Origin of the sequence: Pseudomonas sp. RL_105y_Pfl2_101 (assembly GCF_963970585.1) — a bacterium.
GTDB lineage: Bacteria > Pseudomonadota > Gammaproteobacteria > Pseudomonadales > Pseudomonadaceae > Aquipseudomonas.
In genome coordinates this window covers 21,219-40,310 of record NZ_CAXAPG010000010.1, presented here as the reverse complement: position 1 = coordinate 40,310, position 19,092 = coordinate 21,219, and the positions used below count along the sequence as shown (strand labels likewise).

At 50.2% G+C, this 19,092-nt stretch carries 18 protein-coding genes; 17 read left to right on the top strand and 1 reads right to left on the bottom strand.

The genetic code is table 11. The annotated features are described in order from the left end of the window. The first annotated feature begins 2 nt into the window (after positions 1–2). From pseC to AACY31_RS13645, 17 genes are all read left to right on the top strand, one after another. On the top strand, positions 3–1,160 hold the full coding sequence (gene pseC, locus AACY31_RS13725) for a UDP-4-amino-4,6-dideoxy-N-acetyl-beta-L-altrosamine transaminase (RefSeq protein ID WP_339504597.1): 1,158 nt from the start codon (positions 3–5) through the stop codon (positions 1,158–1,160). After that, positions 1,157–2,782, top strand: coding sequence for an aldo/keto reductase (locus AACY31_RS13720; RefSeq protein ID WP_339504596.1), 1,626 nt, complete (start codon positions 1,157–1,159; stop codon positions 2,780–2,782). The genes pseC and AACY31_RS13720 overlap by 4 nt, the downstream gene beginning before the upstream one ends. Positions 2,783–2,784: 2 nt before the next feature. Then, positions 2,785–3,585 (top strand): SDR family NAD(P)-dependent oxidoreductase, encoded by an 801-nt coding sequence (locus AACY31_RS13715; RefSeq protein ID WP_339504594.1) that lies wholly within the window; start codon positions 2,785–2,787, stop codon positions 3,583–3,585. Further along, positions 3,579–4,700: a UDP-2,4-diacetamido-2,4,6-trideoxy-beta-L-altropyranose hydrolase gene (pseG, locus tag AACY31_RS13710; RefSeq protein WP_339504593.1), complete on the top strand. Its 1,122-nt coding sequence runs from the start codon at positions 3,579–3,581 to the stop codon at positions 4,698–4,700. Before AACY31_RS13715 ends, pseG begins: the two co-directional genes overlap by 7 nt. Beyond that, on the top strand, positions 4,693–5,223 hold the full coding sequence (gene pseH / locus AACY31_RS13705; protein WP_339504591.1) for a UDP-4-amino-4,6-dideoxy-N-acetyl-beta-L-altrosamine N-acetyltransferase: 531 nt from the start codon (positions 4,693–4,695) through the stop codon (positions 5,221–5,223). The genes pseG and pseH overlap by 8 nt, the downstream gene beginning before the upstream one ends. A gap of 1 nt (position 5,224) precedes the next feature. After that, a complete protein-coding gene (gene pseI, locus AACY31_RS13700; RefSeq protein ID WP_339504659.1) occupies positions 5,225–6,283 on the top strand; it encodes a pseudaminic acid synthase in 1,059 nt (352 codons plus the stop codon). Positions 6,284–6,323: 40 nt separating this feature from the next. After that, positions 6,324–7,214 carry a hypothetical protein gene (locus AACY31_RS13695; RefSeq protein WP_339504589.1) on the top strand — a complete coding sequence of 297 codons (891 nt, stop codon included), beginning with the start codon at positions 6,324–6,326 and terminating at the stop codon, positions 7,212–7,214. Continuing rightward, on the top strand, positions 7,211–8,317 hold the full coding sequence (locus AACY31_RS13690) for a hypothetical protein (RefSeq protein WP_339504588.1): 1,107 nt from the start codon (positions 7,211–7,213) through the stop codon (positions 8,315–8,317). Before AACY31_RS13695 ends, AACY31_RS13690 begins: the two co-directional genes overlap by 4 nt. After that, the gene (locus tag AACY31_RS13685) at positions 8,314–8,883 is read left to right on the top strand and encodes a hypothetical protein (RefSeq protein ID WP_082308737.1); all 570 of its coding nucleotides are present in this window, start codon (positions 8,314–8,316) and stop codon (positions 8,881–8,883) included. Before AACY31_RS13690 ends, AACY31_RS13685 begins: the two co-directional genes overlap by 4 nt. A gap of 7 nt (positions 8,884–8,890) precedes the next feature. Beyond that, the gene (gmd, locus tag AACY31_RS13680) at positions 8,891–10,015 is read left to right on the top strand and encodes a GDP-mannose 4,6-dehydratase (protein ID WP_053186662.1); all 1,125 of its coding nucleotides are present in this window, start codon (positions 8,891–8,893) and stop codon (positions 10,013–10,015) included. Positions 10,016–10,017: 2 nt separating this feature from the next. Continuing rightward, the gene (gene fcl, locus AACY31_RS13675) at positions 10,018–10,992 is read left to right on the top strand and encodes a GDP-L-fucose synthase (RefSeq protein WP_053187288.1); all 975 of its coding nucleotides are present in this window, start codon (positions 10,018–10,020) and stop codon (positions 10,990–10,992) included. A 97-nt stretch (positions 10,993–11,089) separates the two neighbouring features. After that, a complete protein-coding gene (locus tag AACY31_RS13670; RefSeq protein WP_339504585.1) occupies positions 11,090–12,505 on the top strand; it encodes a mannose-1-phosphate guanylyltransferase/mannose-6-phosphate isomerase in 1,416 nt (471 codons plus the stop codon). 4 nt (positions 12,506–12,509) lie between these two features. Then, on the top strand, positions 12,510–13,280 hold the full coding sequence (locus AACY31_RS13665) for a glycosyltransferase family 2 protein (RefSeq protein WP_339504583.1): 771 nt from the start codon (positions 12,510–12,512) through the stop codon (positions 13,278–13,280). Beyond that, positions 13,277–14,233, top strand: a complete 957-nt coding sequence (locus AACY31_RS13660; RefSeq protein WP_339504581.1) for a UDP-glucose 4-epimerase family protein — start codon at positions 13,277–13,279, stop codon at positions 14,231–14,233. The genes AACY31_RS13665 and AACY31_RS13660 overlap by 4 nt, the downstream gene beginning before the upstream one ends. Then, positions 14,233–15,246, top strand: coding sequence for an MraY family glycosyltransferase (locus AACY31_RS13655; RefSeq protein WP_339504579.1), 1,014 nt, complete (start codon positions 14,233–14,235; stop codon positions 15,244–15,246). The genes AACY31_RS13660 and AACY31_RS13655 overlap by 1 nt, the downstream gene beginning before the upstream one ends. Before the next feature lie 114 nt (positions 15,247–15,360). Continuing rightward, a complete protein-coding gene (locus AACY31_RS13650) occupies positions 15,361–17,355 on the top strand; it encodes a polysaccharide biosynthesis protein (RefSeq protein ID WP_339504657.1) in 1,995 nt (664 codons plus the stop codon). Positions 17,356–17,469: 114 nt separating this feature from the next. Further along, the gene (locus AACY31_RS13645; RefSeq protein ID WP_339480193.1) at positions 17,470–17,805 is read left to right on the top strand and encodes a ComEA family DNA-binding protein; all 336 of its coding nucleotides are present in this window, start codon (positions 17,470–17,472) and stop codon (positions 17,803–17,805) included. Positions 17,806–17,856: 51 nt separating this feature from the next. Here AACY31_RS13645 and AACY31_RS13640 read toward each other — a convergent pair whose 3' ends face one another. Then, positions 17,857–18,975 carry an acyltransferase family protein gene (locus tag AACY31_RS13640; protein WP_339504577.1) on the bottom strand — a complete coding sequence of 373 codons (1,119 nt, stop codon included), beginning with the start codon at positions 18,973–18,975 and terminating at the stop codon, positions 17,857–17,859. Positions 18,976–19,092: the final 117 nt, after the last annotated feature.

Genomic DNA, 19,092 nt, shown 5'->3' with positions numbered 1-19,092 from the left:
ACATGATCCCCTACGGTCGCCAGGACATAACCCAAGCTGACATCGATGCGGTGATTGGGGTGTTGCAATCCGACTTCCTCACCCAAGGCCCTATGGTGCCCCGCTTCGAACAGCAGGTTGCCCAGCATGTGGGTGCCAGCCATGCTTTAGCGGTGAACAGCGCGACGTCCGCGCTGCATATCGCTTGTCTTGCACTGGGTCTCGGCCCAGGTGACCGTTTGTGGACAAGCCCCATTACCTTCGTGGCTTCTGCCAACTGCGGTTTGTACTGCGGGGCGCAGGTTGATTTCGTTGATATCGATCCACGCACTTACAACCTTTGCCCGCTGGCGCTGGAGCGCAAGCTGGAGCAGGCCAAACGAGAAGATGCGTTGCCCAAGGTTGTTGTGGCTGTCCACCTCTGTGGTCAGCCCTGCGACATGCAGGCGATCCACGTATTGGCCCAGCGCTATGGCTTCAAAGTAATCGAGGACGCCTCTCACGCCATCGGCGGCAAATACCAAGGCGAGTTTATTGGTAGCGGTAAATACAGCGACATTACTGTATTCAGTTTTCACCCGGTAAAGATCATTACCACCGCTGAAGGCGGCATGGTTTTGACCAACGACGCCGAACTGGCCAATAAAATGGCTCTGCTGCGTAGCCACGGCATTACCCGCGATGCGCAACAGATGACCCATGAGTCGGATGGTCCCTGGTATTACCAGCAGATTGATTTGGGTTTCAATTACCGAATGACCGAGCTGCAGGCTGCCTTGGGCGTCAGTCAGATGGAGCGTCTGGATCAATACATCGCTCGCCGCCATCAATTGGCTGCGCGCTACAACGATCTGTTGGCGGCATTGCCAGTCACAATCCCTTGGCAACATGCCGACAGCTACTCGGGTCTGCATCTTTATGTGATTCGTCTGCAGCTGGATAAAATCAGCAAGACTCATCGCCAGGTGTTTGAATCGCTGCGTGAGCAAGGGATTGGTGTGAACCTGCATTACATTCCGGTTCACACCCAGCCTTACTATGCGCAGATGGGCTTCAAGCCCGAGGACTTTCCGGCAGCGCAAGATTACTACCGTGAAGCCATCAGCATCCCGATGTTCCAGACCATGAGTGATGAACAGCAGGATCAGGTAGTTGCTTCGTTGCGAAAGGCCGTTTCATGACAAGCATTGCAGTATTGCAGGCGAGGACTACCTCATCTCGCCTTCCTGGCAAAGTGCTATTGCCTGTTAATGGCATTCCGCTGGCGGTATTGGCAGCGAAGCGCGCGGCTAACACCGGGCGGGAAGTGATCGTTGCAACTTCCTGCTTGGCTAGTGATGATGCGCTCGTCGACGTGCTCAAGGCTCATGGCTTGAGTTGCTTTCGGGGAAGTCTGGAAAACCCCCTGGAACGTATAGTCCGAGCATTGGACGCCTACCATGATGAGGCCATTGTTTTTCGTTTGACTGCAGACAATGTCTTTCCCGATGGTCGCTTGCTAGACGAAATCGAAGAGGCCTTCGTTCAGGGCGGATGTGAATACCTCTGTTGCAACGGTATAGAGTCCGGCTTGCCTTACGGAGTCAGCGCCGAAGTTACGCGGCTCGGGCACCTGCGCTGGGCGTTGGACAATGCCGTTGATGCTTTTGATACCGAGCATGTAACGCCTTTGATCATCAGACGTTTTGGTCGTCGTTATTTTGAGCGTTATAAATCTCGCAGACTGGGACTGTTGCGCTGCACAGTCGACAACCTAGACGATTATCTGCTGGTCCAAAGGGTGTTCAGCTCGGTTACAGACGCTGTGAGCGTACCCTGTGAAGAGTTGATGCAACGGTTGGAGGTTTCACCGGACCGGCCGATCGTAGTTCAAACGCCTGACAAGCTGGTATTTGGTACCGTGCAGCTAGGGCTGGATTACGGAGTGAGCAATAAATTCGGTCGTCCTGATCTCGTCCAGGCTTGTGAAATGCTTCGTATAGCAGTGACCAACGGCGTCAAGTATATCGATACCGCGCGGGCTTATGGCTCTAGCGAGACCGTTGTGGGGACTGCTTTCAAGGGCGGGTGGGAAGGGCGCGCCACTGTCATTACCAAACTCAGTCCTTTGGCCGATTGTCCAGATGATGCTGATCCCTTGTGGGTGCGAGCGGCTGTAGATGCCAGTATTTTCGAGTCATGCCACCACTTGGAAACAAAGACGCTGAATGTAGTCATGCTGCACCGTGCTGCCCAGCTTGTTCAATGGCAAGGGGCGGCTTGGGAAAGACTCGGCGAGTTACGGCAGCAAGGCGTCATCGCGGCATTAGGTGTTTCTGTGCAGAACCCGGCAGAGCTGCACCGAGCTTTGGTAGAGCCGCTGGTCAGCCATATCCAGCTACCCTGCAACCTTCTGGACTGGCGTTGGGACGACTCGATACCACTCATTGAGGAAGCCAAACAAGGCCGGTCGCTCATCGTCCATGTGCGTAGCGCCTTGTTACAGGGACTACTGGTAAATGACAATGAGGCTAGTTGGCGCTCAGCTCATGTGGATGATTCGGCAACGGTGCGTGAATGGTTGGAGAGTCAGGTTTCGACTTTAGGGCGCAACAGCATTGTGGATCTTTGTTTCGCCTACTTGCGTGCATTGACTTGGGTCGATGGAATTGCCGTTGGAATGGAGAATACTGAACAGCTATTGGAAAATCTGGATCTGTTCTGCCAACCGTCGTTAGAGCCTTGGCAAATATCAACGCTGTTGGCTTCCCGCCCTCTGTTGACGGAGCAGGCATTGAATCCGGCATGTTGGTTGAGGGGGTGAGATTGAGCAAAGGAACAGAGCTGTTTTCATTGACGGGCAAAACGGTACTGATAACTGGTGCGACGGGGTACTTGGGCTCAGCGATGAGCAACGCTGTGGCTGCTGCAGGCGCGCATGTATTGGTTAATTCCCGTTCCTTTGAGCGTGGTACCTTGCTAGTTGAGGAGTTGTCGAGCCAAGGTTTTTCCGCTGAGTTGGCGGTATTCGATGTGGGCGACGAAATACAAGTGCGGGAGTTTATGGACGGATTTGCCCCGCGTGAGCTGCACGTATTGATCAATAATGCCTATGCAGGGAGCGGTGGAACGGTGGAAACCAGCTGCGGTGAGCATTATCTCGATGCTTATGAAGTATCGGTGGTGGCTGCTCATAACGTCCTAAAGTGCGCCCTGCCGGCGATGCGGCGAGCTGTGTGCTCCGCGGGCGAAGCATCGGTCATCAATGTCGGGTCGATGTATGGCGTAGTCAGCCCGGATGCTCGAATTTATGACACTGCTGCGGGAACCAATCCTCCTTTTTACGGTGCAGCCAAGGCCGCAATGATCCACTGGAGCAAATACGCAGCATGTGAGTTTGGTAAGGAGGGTATCCGTATCAACTCAATTTCACCTGGTCCATTTCCGTCAATCCAAGTCCAACAGGCCGCTCCGGAGTTTATTGCCAAACTCGCACAGAAAGTCCCTATGGGACGTATTGGCCAAGCCAGAGAGATAATGGGACCGATCCTGTTTCTTGCCTCCTCGGCGGCGTCTTTTGTAAACGGTACTAACGTGGTAGTGGACGGTGGTTGGACGGCATGGTGAACAAGACCACCGTGGCTTTCCGAGTGGACGCGTCGCTGCTAATAGGTAGCGGGCACGTCATGCGTTGTCTGACGTTGGCCGATGCTCTTCGGCTTGAGGGGGCTGAATGCCACTTCATTTGCCGTGAGCATCCAGGACACTTGCTGGATTTTATTCGTGGCAAGGGATTCAATATCCATCGTTTGAGCACGGTTGACAGCACTGGCTCCTCGGGCGGTCCGGTTCGACAATCTGATGAGCCAGCACATACTCATTGGTTAGGTGTCACTCAATTACAGGATGCGGAAGCCTGTCGTAAGATTCTTGAGGACTTAAAACCTGACTGGCTAGTGGTCGATCATTATGCCTTGGATGCGCAATGGGAAACGTCGCTCCAAGCGTTTGCTCCCCGTCTTTTGGTGATTGACGATCTGGCTGATCGCACACATGTCTGTGATTTATTACTTGACCAGAATCTGGGACACACGGAGCGGGATTACTCGACATTGGTACCTAATGATTGCCGGTTGATGGTCGGTCCGCAATACGCGCTGCTGCGACCCGAATTCGCCAGACTCCGCGAACAAAGTCTGGAGCGGCGACACTCCCCAGAGCTCCAACATATTTTGATTACTATGGGGGGAGTTGATCAGGCGAATGCTACTCGAGTGACGTTGGAAGCCTTGAAAACATGTCCTTTGCCAGCGAACTGCCGAATTAGCGTTGTGATGGGTCTCAAAGCACCTAACTTGGCAGATGTAGCTGACGCTGCGACCAATATGCCATGGTTAACCGAAGTGCTGGTTAATGTTACCGATATGGGCGAGCGAATGGTATCGGCGGACCTCGTTATCGGGGCAGCCGGAGCTACTTCTTGGGAGCGATGCTGTCTGGGAGTTCCCACAATAATGGTGGTATTGGCAGACAATCAAAAATCAGGCGCTGCGGCACTGTTAAGTTCTGGATGTGTTGAGCTGATCGAACAGGTTCGGGATATTCCCAGGAAATTGCCAGCCGCCATACGTGCCTTGGCGAACGAGAGAACATTGACAGAACTGAGTGAGAATGCACGCAGAATCTGCGATGGCTTGGGGGTTCAGAAAGTTATCAAGCAAATGGGTGATACGAATGGATAATTCGCAGGCAGTGCATTTATCGATACGTAAAATGACAGCGGATGATCTGAATGTTGTCCTTGGATGGCGTAATCATCCCGACATTCGTCGTTATATGTACACCCAACATGAAATCTCAATCGAAGAGCATCGCACGTGGTTTAAGCGTGCTTCTCAAGATTCACACAAACACCTACTGGTTTTCGAGATAGATAAAAAACCTCAAGGCTTTGTGAATATTACGGAGCTGAGTTCGCACGGAGTGGCGGACTGGGGGTTCTACATTGCACCGGATGCTGTTAAAGGTACTGGTCGCCAGTTGGGAAAAGCAGCTCTAGGGTATGCTTTTAATAACCTCAATCTGCATAAGGTCTGTGGTCAGTCACTCGCGTTCAATGAGCGATCAATTCAGTTTCATCATGGTTTGGGATTTCAGCAGGAAGGTACTCTGCGCGATCAGCACTACGATGGCGAAAATTATCATGCGGTCATCTGCTTTGGTTTATTGAGCAATGAATGGCAGCCAGAAGATGGGAATCAATAATATGCCGAATCCTAGTATTACTATTTCAGGTCGAAAAATTGGGGCTGATGAGCCGCCGTATATTATAGCCGAGTTGTCTGCTAATCATAACGGTAACTATGAAACCGCGAAGAGAATTATCGAAGAAGCAAAAAAGGCTGGTGCTGACGCGATCAAGTTGCAAACCTATACTGCCGATACCATTACGCTGGATTGTGACTCTCCGGATTTCAAAATCAGTGGCGGGCTCTGGGATGGACGGACGCTTTATGAACTCTATCAAGAGGCTCACATGCCTTGGGAATGGCATGCGCCGCTTTTTGATTATGCGCGTAAATTAGATATTACGATTTTTAGTTCGCCCTTCGACAGTACGGCAGTCGATCTGCTGGAAGGGTTAAATGCTCCAGCCTATAAGATTGCGTCATTTGAGGCTATTGACTTACCTCTGATCAAGTATGTCGCCAGTACCGGTAAACCCATGATTATTTCCACCGGGATGGCTGACGCCGAAGAGATAGCAGAAGCTATTGAGGCTGCTCGTGAGGGGGGGTGTAAGGAACTGGCAATACTTCATTGTGTAAGCGGTTATCCTGCCCCAGCACATGATTACAACCTGCGTACAATACCCGACATGATCCAGCGTCATGGGCTGGTGACTGGTTTATCGGATCACACATTGGACAATACTACTGCAATAACAAGTGTTGCGCTGGGGGCTTCAATCATTGAAAAACATTTTACTCTTGATCGGAGCGGGGGTGGCCCCGATGACAGTTTCTCACTTGAGCCTGCGGAACTGGTAGCCTTGTGTCGGGATAGTAAGACTGCATGGGCTGCGCTGGGTAAGGTTGATTATGGGCGGAAGTCTAGCGAGCAAGGGAATGTGCAGTTTCGGCGGTCATTGTATTTTGTAAAGGATTTGAAATCGGGCGAAAGGATCACAAGTGACTCGATTAGAAGCGTACGTCCTGGGTTTGGACTCGCACCTAAGAATCTGGGCGATCTTATTGGTAGAACCGTAGCGAGAGATGTTTCGCAATATAGCCCGGTTAGAAGTGCTGATATAGATGGGGAGTAGAATTAAGTCAGTGATGTTAAATACGTATGGGGGTGGCTAGTTGAAGCAAAAAATAAAAATGCTCTTGCGTTTTTTTGAGAAGTGTTTGAGTACGTTTGTTTCATTGGTTTTTATATTGTTTTTCTCTCGGAGAACTGTTTTTGAAAAAAAATCGAACCGAAGCGAGAAAGTTATTGTTCTAGGGAATGGCCCTTCATTACGGACTGATCTTGAGGCTGTCGTTAAACTGAGCAGTAATAGTTATATTGATGTGTGTGTTGTCAATGACTTCGCTTTTTCTGACGCTTTTTTTAAGATTCGTCCATGTTTTTATGTATTGGCTGATCCCAATTATTGGAAAGAGGGCGTTATAGGGGAGCTGCATGTTCGGCGAGAACGACTGATAGATATATTGGTCAATAAGGTGACCTGGCCGATGCGGGTGATGTTGCCTGTTGAAGCAAAGCAAACTTTTAAGTTAAATGATGCGACATCACAATTTGTTGCTTTTGAGTTTTATAATCGAACCCCCGTGGATGGGTTCGATTGCATGAAGTTTCGATTGTTCGACTATAGAGTTGGGATGCCGCCTCCATTTAATGTGCTGATAGCCGCATTAACGTTATCTATTGCTAACGGCTATAAGAAAATTTTTGTTTTGGGGGCCGACCACTCTTGGCATGAAGAGTTGAGCTTTGTAGATGGAGAGGGGGTTTTGGTTGCGCAGAAACATTTTTATGATAATGAGGCGGAGCGGAAACCAGTTTATAAAGATGGGAGCGAGTTTTTTACAATAGGTGATCTGTTTATTCGCTGGGGGAAGGTGTTTAAAATCTATGAAATACTGGCTCTATATGCGAGCTATAGGGGGGCGGTCGTTTATAATTTGAGCAGTAAAACTTATATTGATGCTTTTCCTCGAGCGACAATTGAAGAGTTTGATGAATTATGAGGGTGCGTAGTTTTCTTATAGGTGTTGCATTTGTTTATTTGGTTTTTTCCATTTTAAGTGTGGTTTATGGTTCGTTCGGTTATAGAGCGGTTGCAGCTTTTATAGGGTGTTCTGTTTTACTGTACATGACTACCAAGACTGATATAGGTGGTCTTCGATTAGCGCAAATGTTGGTTTTTGTTGTTTTGGTTATTTTTGCGTTTTCAATTTTTAGTTTGCAATCAACAGAAGGGCGTAGCCTATTTGCTGTGTTGGTCTTTTTGGGGGCGCTTGGTATTTGTTGGTTTTCAATTGCAAGTTATTCTACTTTTTATCTGTATGAGCTTCCTTTTTATTTTGTTTTAGGGGGGACTTTAATTCTTTTTTTGGGCTTTGGGTATGGTCCTGCTGAATTTAATACAGTTCTGAGTGGCTATAGTCGAAACGGATATTCCGCTATTTTATTGGCTTTTGCAGGAGGGTACATTTTTTCGAGGGTGTATAGGGATAAAAAAATTTCTCTGTTGTTGTTAGTCTTGGTTCTTGTCTCAAGCTTTCCTTTGTATGGCCGCAGTGGGATTGCTATGGCCTTTGCTTTAGTGCTAGCTGTTTTATGTCATAAAAGTATTAAGTTGGCGGCGCTGTTTGGGTTGTGTGGAGTCGTTGGTGTGATATTTAGTTTGGGTAGTATAGAAGGTTATATTTATGGGGCAACTAATTTTTCGGCAGGTATAGAGAGTCCGCGTTCTGAAATGTTGGAGCAATATGCTAATGCACTTGATGTGATGGGTCTGTTCTTTGGTGTGGATGTTGGGCGTGTTCCTATTATTTTGGAATATGGTAAAAATCCTCACAATGCTTTCATTTTGTTGCATTCATATTATGGGTTGGCGGTGTTTCCGTTGTTGTGTCTATTTGTTGTTTCGCTTCTGAAGTTGTTTGTTGATGGGCGGTATATGCTTTTAGTAGTGGCGTTGTTGTTTCTGTTTCGAGCTTTTTTTGATATTATTTATCTTTTTGGGCTGTTTGATTACTTGTTGTTTCCTTTGTTGTTTTATGCGATTTTTGTGAATTACTTTAGGCCTGAACTTTATTTGGTTTCTTCGTTGGAAGAACGGTTATGAATATTAAGCGTTATATTAAGTCTAATAGAGAGCTTTATTTGAAAGTGCGCGAAGCAATAATGCGCTATCGAAAAATTCGCTATGGTTGGACTGGTGTGCCAGTTACCACTTGGGTAGTCGCTAAGCAAAAATATATTGCCAAGGATTTTAGTATTGGTGAGTATGGGTTTGTCGGTCGGGATTGTACAATTTACCCGAAGGTGAAGGCCGGCAGGTTTGTACTTATTGCACCAGAGGTTTCAATTTTGGGTGGCGATCATGAGTATCGAAAAATTGGAACTCCTATCTGTTTTTCTGGTAGAGAAATTATTTCCGAGACAGTAATAGGCGATGATGTATGGATAGGCATGTCTGCGAAAGTCATTGCTGGCGTAAATATTGGATGTGGAGCCATTGTTGCGGCTGGAGCTATAGTAACACGTGATGTCCCACCTTTTGCGATCGTTGCAGGTATTCCTGCAGAGGTCATTCGCTATCGATTTGAGCGCGAAGAAGATAAAGCCTTACACCTAAAAGAGCTCGCTAGAATTTCTTCTTATGGTGAGTTGGTAACGGATCTTAATTGATAGAGGCATGGTTATGAAAAAAGCACTAATTACTGGAGTTACTGGTCAGGACGGCTCCTACCTCGCAGAGTTGTTGCTCGAAAAAGGTTACGAAGTCCACGGCATCAAGCGTCGAGCTTCCTCCTTCAATACTCAGCGTGTAGATCATATCTATCAGGATCCACATGTCGATAACCGCAATTTTGTCCTCCATTACGGCGACCTGAGCGACTCCTCGAACCTCACCCGAATCATCAAGGAGGTTCAGCCGGATGAGGTCTACAACCTAGGTGCCCAGTCTCACGTTGCCGTGAGTTTCGAGTCTCCTGAATACACCGCTGATGTCGATGCGATGGGCACCTTGCGAATTCTTGAAGCCATTCGTTTGTTGGGGCTCGAGAAAAAAACCCGTTTTTATCAAGCATCGACTTCTGAGCTGTATGGCCTGGTGCAAGAAACGCCGCAGAAGGAAACGACTCCTTTCTACCCGCGCTCCCCGTATGCCGTGGCAAAGCTGTATGCCTACTGGATCACAGTGAACTACCGTGAGGCCTACGGCATGTATGCCTGTAACGGCATCTTGTTCAACCATGAGTCCCCACGTCGTGGCGAGACTTTCGTAACACGCAAGATCACCCGGGCTCTGGCGAACATTTCTCAAGGGCTGGAGCAGTGTCTGTTCTTGGGCAATATGGACGCATTGCGCGATTGGGGGCATGCCAAGGACTACGTGCGCATGCAGTGGATGATGCTGCAGCAGGATCAACCGGAAGACTACGTGATCGCCACAGGTGTTCAATATTCGGTACGTGAGTTTGTGCGCTGGTCCGCAGCTGAGCTGGGGATTACCTTGCGTTTTGAAGGTGAGGGGGTAGAAGAACGGGCTGTGGTCGAGCGCATTGACGGCGAGTTGGCACCGGCGTTGAATGTCGGGGATGTGATCGTACGTGTCGACCCGCGTTATTTCCGGCCTGCCGAGGTTGAAACCTTGCTGGGTGATCCGAGCAAAGCCAAGAAGAACCTTGGTTGGGTACCGGAAATCACTGTGCAAGAGATGTGTGCCGAAATGGTCCGTGAAGACCTCAAGGCCGCTCAGCGTCATGCCTTGCTCAAGCAGCACGGTCATGAAGTTCCGGTTGCTGTGGAGAACTAATGATGTCCCGCGAATTGAACCAGAACATTTTTGTCGCCGGCCATCGCGGCATGGTCGGCTCGGCCATCGTGCGTCGTCTTCAGGCCCTGGGTTATCGCTCCATTCTGTGTGCCGGGCGGGACGAACTGGACCTGCTGGACCAGCGGGCGGTACGCGCCTACTTCGCCGAGCACCGAATTGATCAAGTGTATCTGGCGGCGGCCAAGGTGGGAGGGATTCACGCTAACAATACGCTCCCCGCTGACTTCATCTACGACAACTTGATGATCCAGGCGAACGTGATCCAGGCGGCTCACGCGTCGGACGTTCAGCGGCTGTTGTTTCTTGGGTCTTCCTGCATCTACCCCAAGCACGCGGTTCAGCCTATGAAGGAAGACGCGTTGCTGACGGGGATTCTGGAGCCAACCAACGAGCCCTATGCGATCGCCAAGATTGCCGGGATCAAGTTGTGCGAGAGCTATAATCGCCAACACGGACGTGACTACCGAAGTGTTATGCCGACCAATCTTTACGGGCCTCATGACAATTACCATCCACAAAACAGCCACGTGATTCCGGCATTGCTTCGCCGCTTCCATGAGGCCGTGCAGGCCGATCAGGCCGAAGTGGTAATCTGGGGCAGCGGCAATCCGATGCGTGAATTCCTGCATGTCGATGACATGGCAGCGGCCAGTGTGCATGTGATGGAGCTTGATGGTGCTACCTATCAGGCCAACACCCAGCCAATGCTGTCGCACATCAACGTAGGGACTGGTAAAGACTGTACGATCCGTGAGCTTGCGCAGACCATCGCCAAGGTCACCGGCTTCAAGGGGCTGCTGTCTTTTGATGCAAGCAAGCCTGATGGTTCTCCGCGCAAGTTGATGGATGTCTCGCGACTTCGTGCGCTGGGCTGGCAGGCGACGATAGATCTGGAAGAAGGGCTGGGCGATGCTTATCGCTGGTTTGTAGAGCATCGGCTGGAAGCCAGGGATTAATGCACTGCGGATTGGATTTATCAGGCTATTGATGTAATAAGCCTATGAATAAAAAGAACTTAACGGCCACATCGATAGCAGCAAAGGACGATTTTGTATGTTTCTTCCAGTAATCATGGCGGGTGGCTCGGGGTCTCGCCTCTGGCCGTTGTCTCGCCAGCTCAATCCCAAGCAATTTTTGCCTTTGGTTGATTCCGAGCAATCATTGCTCCAGGCGACAATCACGCGTCTGGAAGGGCTTGATCATCATCTGCCGATACTGATCTGCAACGAGCAACACCGCTTCCTAGCCGCTGAACAGTTACGCCAGATGGAAATGGAGCAAGCCCGGATTTTGCTGGAGCCAGTAGGGCGGAACACCGCCCCGGCGATTGCTTTGGCGGCATTGCAAGCCACCGCCCTGGGCGACGATCCGATCCTGCTGGTACTGGCCGCCGATCATCTTATTCAGGATGTTGAAGCTTTCCACGCCAGTATCGGTCGGGCGTTGGCCCTGGCTGAAGAAGGTAAGCTGGTGACGTTTGCAATCGTACCAACCCATCCTGAGGTTGGTTTTGGTTATCTGGAAAAGGGCGACGCGCTTGGCCACGGCGGTTTCGCCGTCAGCCGGTTTGTGGAGAAGCCTGACTCAGACACGGCGCAAATGTACCTCGACAGTGGCCAATATTTTTGGAACAGCGGGATGTTCATGTTCCGGGCCAGTCGTTATCTGCAGGAGCTTGAGCGTTTTGCACCGGATATTCTCCGTGCCTGCCGCGCTTCCTTTAAGGGTGCACAGCAGGACATGCATTTTACCCGGGTCGATCTTGAAGCCTTTACTGCCTGTCCCGAGAACTCCATTGACTACGCAGTGATGGAGCACACCGCTGATGCCGTCATGGTGCCGCTCGATGCAGGCTGGAGTGATGTCGGGTCATGGTCGGCGCTTTGGGACACGGGCGACAAGAACGCAGATGGCAATGTGCTTAAAGGCGACGTACTCACCGAACGCACGAGCAGCAGCTATGTGCATGCCACCCATCGGCTTGTAGCGACTATCGGGATTGATAATCTCGTGATCGTCGAAACCAAGGATGTGGTGCTTGTAGCCTGCAAGGACCATGTGCAGGACGTGAAGAAAATTGTTGAACAGCTGAAGAGCTGTAAACGTTCTGAATATGCCAGCCATCGTGAAGTTTATCGTCCATGGGGTGTTTACGACTCGGTCGATAATGGCCTGCGTTATCAAGTCAAACGCATTACCGTTAATCCAGGTGCTAAGCTATCGGTGCAGATGCATCATCATCGCGCGGAACACTGGATAGTGGTCAGTGGAACGGCGCGGGTGACAAATGGGGATAAAACCTATTTGGTGACGGAAAATCAGTCGACTTATATACCAATTGGTCAGGTCCATGCGCTGGAAAACCCCGGCGTCATTCCTTTGGAGTTGATTGAAGTGCAGTCAGGCACTTACCTGGGCGAAGATGATATTGTTCGCTTTGAAGACAGATATGGTCGTGTAAAGGAATGATGGCTTGAAGATTTCAATTATTACCGTGTCTTATAACAGTGCGGCGACAATACGTGACACTATTGAGTCGGTCTTATCTCAGAGTTATAAGAATATTGAATATATTGTAGTGGATGGCGCCTCCAAAGATTCGACCATGGCTATCGTCAACGAGTACAGCGACAGGATTGCAAAAATCGTCAGTGAGCCCGATAAAGGCATCTATGATGCAATGAATAAGGGTATTGCATTGGCTACAGGGGATGTGGTCGGAATTCTTAATTCTGATGATTTCTTTGAAGCCAATGATGTGATTGATTCTGTTGTAAAAACGTTTGACTCTTCTCCAGAGAGTCAACTGGTTTTCGGCGACATTGTGTTTGTAAACGCTGATGACCTGAACACCGTGACCCGTTTTTATGGTGCCGGGCACTTTCGTCCCTGGAAACTTCGTTTTGGTTGGATGCCGCCACATCCGGCAACATTCGTACGAACTGACGCTTACAAGGCAATAGGCCCTTATTCCGTGGAATATAAGATTTCTGCGGATTATGAAATGTTTGTTCGTTTGCTATTGGTCCATAAGTTCAAGTTCGCCCGACTTGAGAAGATATTGGTTCGCATGCGCGCCGGTGGCGTCAGTACTTCGGGTGTCAGAAGTAGCCTGCACCTGAATAAGGAAATTGTGCAGGCCTGTCGCAGAAATGGCGTTTATACCAATATTTTGATGGTGCTGAGCAAGATACCCTTCAAGTTGTTTGAATATATCCGGCGTCCAAAAGGTTACGTCCAATGACTCGTGTGCTAGTGACGGGGGGGACCGGGTTTGTTGGGGCTGCGCTGGCTGAAAAAATCAAACGCGATGGGCGGTTTGAAGTCAGCGTCTCTGTTCGTGATGAACGACAATTGCCAGGTATTCATACCCACCGTGTACCGGGTCTGGACGCTGAAACTTCTTGGTCGACGGCGCTTGACGGTATGGATGTGGTTGTCCACACCGCTGCGCGTGTTCATGTAATGCGCGACTTTTCAAGCGATCCGTTGACCGAGTTCAGAAAGGTTAACGTCGAAGGAACGCTGAATCTGGCTCGCCAAGCTGCCGCTTCTGGAGTACAGCGCTTTGTTTTCCTGAGTTCGATCAAGGTAAACGGTGAGGGCACCGAGCCGGGAAAACCTTACAAGCCGGATGATGTCCCGCATCCGCTTGATCCTTACGGCGTTTCAAAAATGGAAGCCGAGAATGCGCTGCTTGAACTGGCGGAAGAAGTACAAATGGAAGTGGTCGTGATTCGACCCGTTCTGGTTTACGGTCCTGGGGTCAAAGCGAATTTCCTCAGTATGATGCGCTGGCTTGACAAAGGGGTTCCGCTGCCATTGGGAGCCATTCATAACGCACGCAGTCTGGTTGCCTTAGACAATCTGGTTAGTTTGATTGTGACGTGTGTGGACCATCCAGCGGCTGCCAATCAGGTCTTTCTTGTCAGCGACGGGGAAGATCTATCGACCACTCAGTTATTAGCTCGTATTTCGCAAGCGCTGAAAAAACCTTCCCGATTGATTCCGGTTCCCTCTTGGGCGCTTAACCTTGTTGCGCGCTTGTTGGGTAAAGGTGATTTTTCGAAGCGATTATGTGGTTCGCTTCAGGTCGATATCAGTAAAACACGCGCATTGTTGAACTGGTCTCCAGAGATCAGTGTTGATCAAGGGCTGGCCAAGACAATCAGTCATTTTGTGGAACAGGGTAAATAATGGTCTGGCAAGGTTTAGTAGTCATAGTAGCGGTATCTTTTTTGACGACTTGGCTGCTGCGCCGTTATGCATTGGCCCGAAGCATCATCGACGTCCCCAACGCCCGCAGCTCACATACGGTCCCAACCCCACGCGGTGGCGGCCTGGCAATAGTCCTGAGTTTTCTGTTGGCCTTGCCCTTATTGGCACTTGCCGATTTTCTACCGTGGCCGACCATGTGGGCCATGCTGGGAGCCGGCACGGCCATCGCTGTTCTCGGTTTTCTTGACGATCATGGACACATTGCGGCCCGCTGGCGTTTGCTCGGGCACTTTACGGCGTCGGTATGGGCGTTATATTGGTTGGGTGGCTTGCCCTCCCTTACGTTCTTCGGCCTGGAGCTTGAATTGGCTTGGCTAGGGCACGTCCTTGCCGTTTTTTACCTGGTCTGGATGCTCAACCTCTACAACTTCATGGACGGCATCGACGGTATTGCAAGTGTCGAGGCCATTTGCGCCTGCCTTGGTGCGTGCCTGTTGTACTGGCTGGCTGGTTTTGACAGCTTGATAGTTGTCCCCTTGGTACTGGCAATGGCGGTAGCGGGTTTCCTGTATTGGAATTTCCCTCCCGCTCGAATTTTCATGGGAGACGCAGGAAGTGGGTTTCTGGGCATTCTCCTCGGTCTGTTGTCGTTGCAGGCAGCCTGGGCTTCATCCAAATTGTTTTGGGTGTGGCTGATTTTGTTGGGTGTCTTCATCGTCGATGCAACCGTCACCTTGATACGACGCCTGCTACGAGGCGATAAGGTGTATGAGGCCCATCGCAGTCATGCGTACCAATTCGCTTCGCGTCAGTATGGTCGGCATATGCCGGTGACATTGGCTGTGGCGGCGATCAACGTGTTCTGGCTTTTGCCGCTGGCGGCATGTGTCGTATTGTGGGATCTGGATGGCGCGTTGGCGTTGGTAGTCGCCTATGTTCCGTTGGTGCTGCTTGCCCTCAGGTTTCATGCTGGAGAGCTGGAGAAGGCCTGATTTCAGGGTAAGGTTCGCGTTTTTCCGTTTGTTGGTTGTCTAACAGACGGAAATATATTGCGAGCTTTAGGAATGCATATGTTTTAGGAGCTGGCCAAGGTGCGTGAAGGGGTTATGGATAAAATAAGATCGGCTTTGTTGGGGCTGCCAAGGCGTCACAAACGCGCAATCCAGGTAGCCACAGATGTGGTTTTGGTCTGGGCCGCCTTATGGCTGGCATTCGTCGTCCGACTGGGTGTCGAGGCGTTGGCGAGCCCGATCGAAACGCATCTATGGCTTTTTGCATCCGCTCCCCTGATCGCTATCCCGATTTTCATCCGCTTTGGCATGTACCGCGCTGTCATGCGTTATTTTGGTAACGATGCGTTGATCACTATCTGCAAGGCAGTCAGCCTCTCGGCTTTGCTATTGGCACTGGTAGTGTATTGGTACAGCAACCACACCAACGTGGTCCCGCGCTCCATCATCTTCAACTATTGGTGGCTGAGCCTGATCATGATCGGCGGCTTGCGCCTCATGATGCGTCAATACTTTCTGGGAGACTGGTTCACCGCAGCCCAGCATGTACCCTTCACCAACCGTGACGACGGCTTACCCAAAGTCGCTATTTACGGTGCCGGTGCCGCTGGTAACCAGCTCGTCGCCGCCTTGCGTATGGGGCGGGTGATGCGTCCGGTCGCGTTCATCGATGATGATCGCAGCATCGCAGACCGAGTGATCGCCGGCCTGCAGGTCTACCAACCTAAACATATTCAAAAGATGATCGATGCGACTGGTGCGCAAGAGATTTTGCTGGCGATCCCGTCTTCGTCACGGGGGCGTCGGCGTGAAATATTGACGTTGCTGGAAGGTTTTCCGCTGCATGTGCGCAGTGTTCCCGGCTTCATGGATCTGGCGAGTGGCCGGGTCAAGGTTGATGACATCCAGGAAGTGGATATTGCGGATCTTCTTGGGCGCGATCCTGTGCCTGCACAAGCTGATTTGCTTGAGCATTGCATCGCCGGACAGTCGGTTTTGGTGACGGGGGCGGGAGGTTCGATTGGTTCTGAGCTTTGTCGACAAATTCTCGCCCTCAAGCCCACTACGCTGCTGCTGTTCGAGCATAGTGAGTTCAATCTCTACAGTATTCTGTCTGAACTTGAGCCGCGAATTGCTCGGGAATCGTTGTCTGTCCGCTTGCTGCCTATCCTGGGTTCGGTGCGCGATCAGCACAAGTTACTGGACGTGATGAAGACTTGGAATGTCGACACGGTCTATCACGCCGCCGCTTATAAGCATGTGCCCATGGTTGAGCACAATATTGCCGAAGGTGTCTTGAACAACGTAATCGGGACGTTGAACACCGCACAAGCCGCATTGCAGGCGGGCGTATCGAATTTTGTATTGATTTCCACCGACAAAGCCGTGCGCCCCACCAACGTGATGGGCAGCACCAAGCGCCTTGCAGAGCTGACCTTGCAGGCCCTGAGCCGTGAACTGGCGCCAGTACTGTTTGGCGATACGGCCAATGTCTCACGCGTTAATAAAACCCGCTTCACCATGGTCCGGTTCGGAAATGTACTGGGCTCGTCAGGGTCGGTTATTCCGTTGTTCCATAAGCAGATCAAGTCCGGCGGGCCGTTAACCGTTACGCATCCCAAGATCACGCGTTATTTCATGACCATTCCTGAGGCCGCACAGTTGGTGATTCAGGCCGGCTCCATGGGCTTGGGGGGAGATGTGTTTGTACTGGACATGGGCGAACCGGTGAAGATTGTCGAGCTGGCGGAGAAGATGATTCACCTGTCTGGCTTGAGTGTTCGCTCGGAAAAGAACCCTCATGGCGACATTTCAGTCGAGTTCACGGGGCTGCGTCCTGGCGAGAAGCTTTACGAGGAGTTGCTGATTGGCGATAACGTTGTCGCGACCCCGCATCCGATGATCATGAGCGCCAACGAAGATCACCTACCATGGGATGTGCTCAAGGTCCGGCTGGCGGAGCTGCTGGCTGCCATCGAACACGATGACTACGCCAGAGTCCGTCAATTGCTGCGCGATACCGTCAGTGGCTACGCCCCGGACGGCGAGATCGTCGACTGGATCTACCAGCAACGTCGCCTGGAACCCTGATTGTTACACACCCTGTAACGTACACACTTTTGACAGCCCCCCATCATTGCCTAAGTTTGAGGAGCAGCTTCGGAAAAGCTGCTTCTCTCTTAACGATGTCATGGAGCGTCACTTATGCGTACAGGCTATTTCTACTCTCTGGTTTTTGCCCTTCTGACCAGCGCCTCTATAGCTGTTATCGCTGCGCCCGCGGTCAAGCCCGAGACGACGGCTGCGCCGCAGGCATTGGAACTTTCGGCTAAACCGCAAGGCGCCAAGGTGGATCTGAACGTGGCGGACGCCGCGATGCTGCAACGCGAACTGGCGGGGATAGGCAAGGCCAAGGCAGAAGCGATTGTTGCATATCGCGAGAGTAATGGAGCCTTCTCTTCGGTGGAGGAGTTGCTGGAGGTCAAGGGGATTGGCAAGGCGATTCTCGACAGGAATCGTGACAAGCTGGAAGTTAACTGAGCCGTAATGAGTAGAGAAGGCCGATCAAAATGATCGGCCTTTTTCGTATGACTATTTCCTTAACAGCTCGTCGCTCCGTGGCCGTCCTTGCGAGAAAAGATTCTGCTTCGATCGGGTGGTTAAGCGCTTCCCAAAATTAATGAAGGGTATCTCAACTAGCTTATGAACGAAATAGCTTAAAATGATTGTGATTGGTAGGGTGATAATACAGAAGAACTGTAGTTTTTCATGCGGCGAAGGCGCGCTAAAAAATAAAGGCAGAGCATATTTTGAAGTATAAAAAACTGCTGCGCCGTGGAGTAGGTAGGTTGAATATGAAATGTCACCCATGAGCTTCAGTGTTTTTGCAATATATTTTTGTGGCTTTTTGTCCAAACTCAAGACGGACCAGCAAGCTATTCCGCATATCAAAGTAAAGACTGCTCTATTGAGTCCTGTGACGATGTTTATTTGGTTGCCGTCGACGGGCCAATATGCAAAAGCTATGCAGGCACCAACGAGCGCGATCAGAGGGTATAGATTGTTTGCGGGTGTATGTGATTTTCTAATAATTCCGATTCCAACGCCTATAGAGAAAAGAAATGCTTGATTAAATGGATTTATATATGTTCCCCATTGTTGAGCTAAGGTCTGTGTGGTGACGAGTGAATAGCTTGAAATATAAAAGTACATGAGGCCAAGGACCAAGCTTGCGCAGAGATAGAGAATTTTCCGTTTTGCCAATATGACGAGAAGTGGAAATAAAGCATAAAAAACCATTTCGTTTCCGATTGACCAGCCACCTACAGGTATATAGTTCTTGGGTGAGTAAAATCCAAAAGCAAGGGTGAGATTAGATATGTATTTACCCCAATCAATAACAAAATTTGGTGTTGCTAGGTATAGATAAAAACCTGTTAGAAGTGTGGCTATCCAGTAAAGTGGAGCAATTCTTAGTATTCGTTTGATAAGGTAGTCAAGTAATTTCTGATTGGATAGCTTTAGGTCAAAATAAGCGATGTAGAGAGAGATGCCGCTGATGATATAGAATGTTGATACGGCATACACCCCAAGTCTACCTAGAGTGGTACTGCTGTCGGGGGTTCCTATGCTCCAACTCATGAAATGATAAATCATTACGCACAAGGCAAGAATGCCTCTCAGGTAGTCAATGGAATCTATTCGATGCATGAGTTTTCTTGCTCGGAGTTAATTATACTTAAGTTAATATAGCGCTATCATACGACATGGAATTGCCTGTCTCAGTAGTATCGCAGATTTCGAGGCTTGTGGCCCATAGCGAATCAA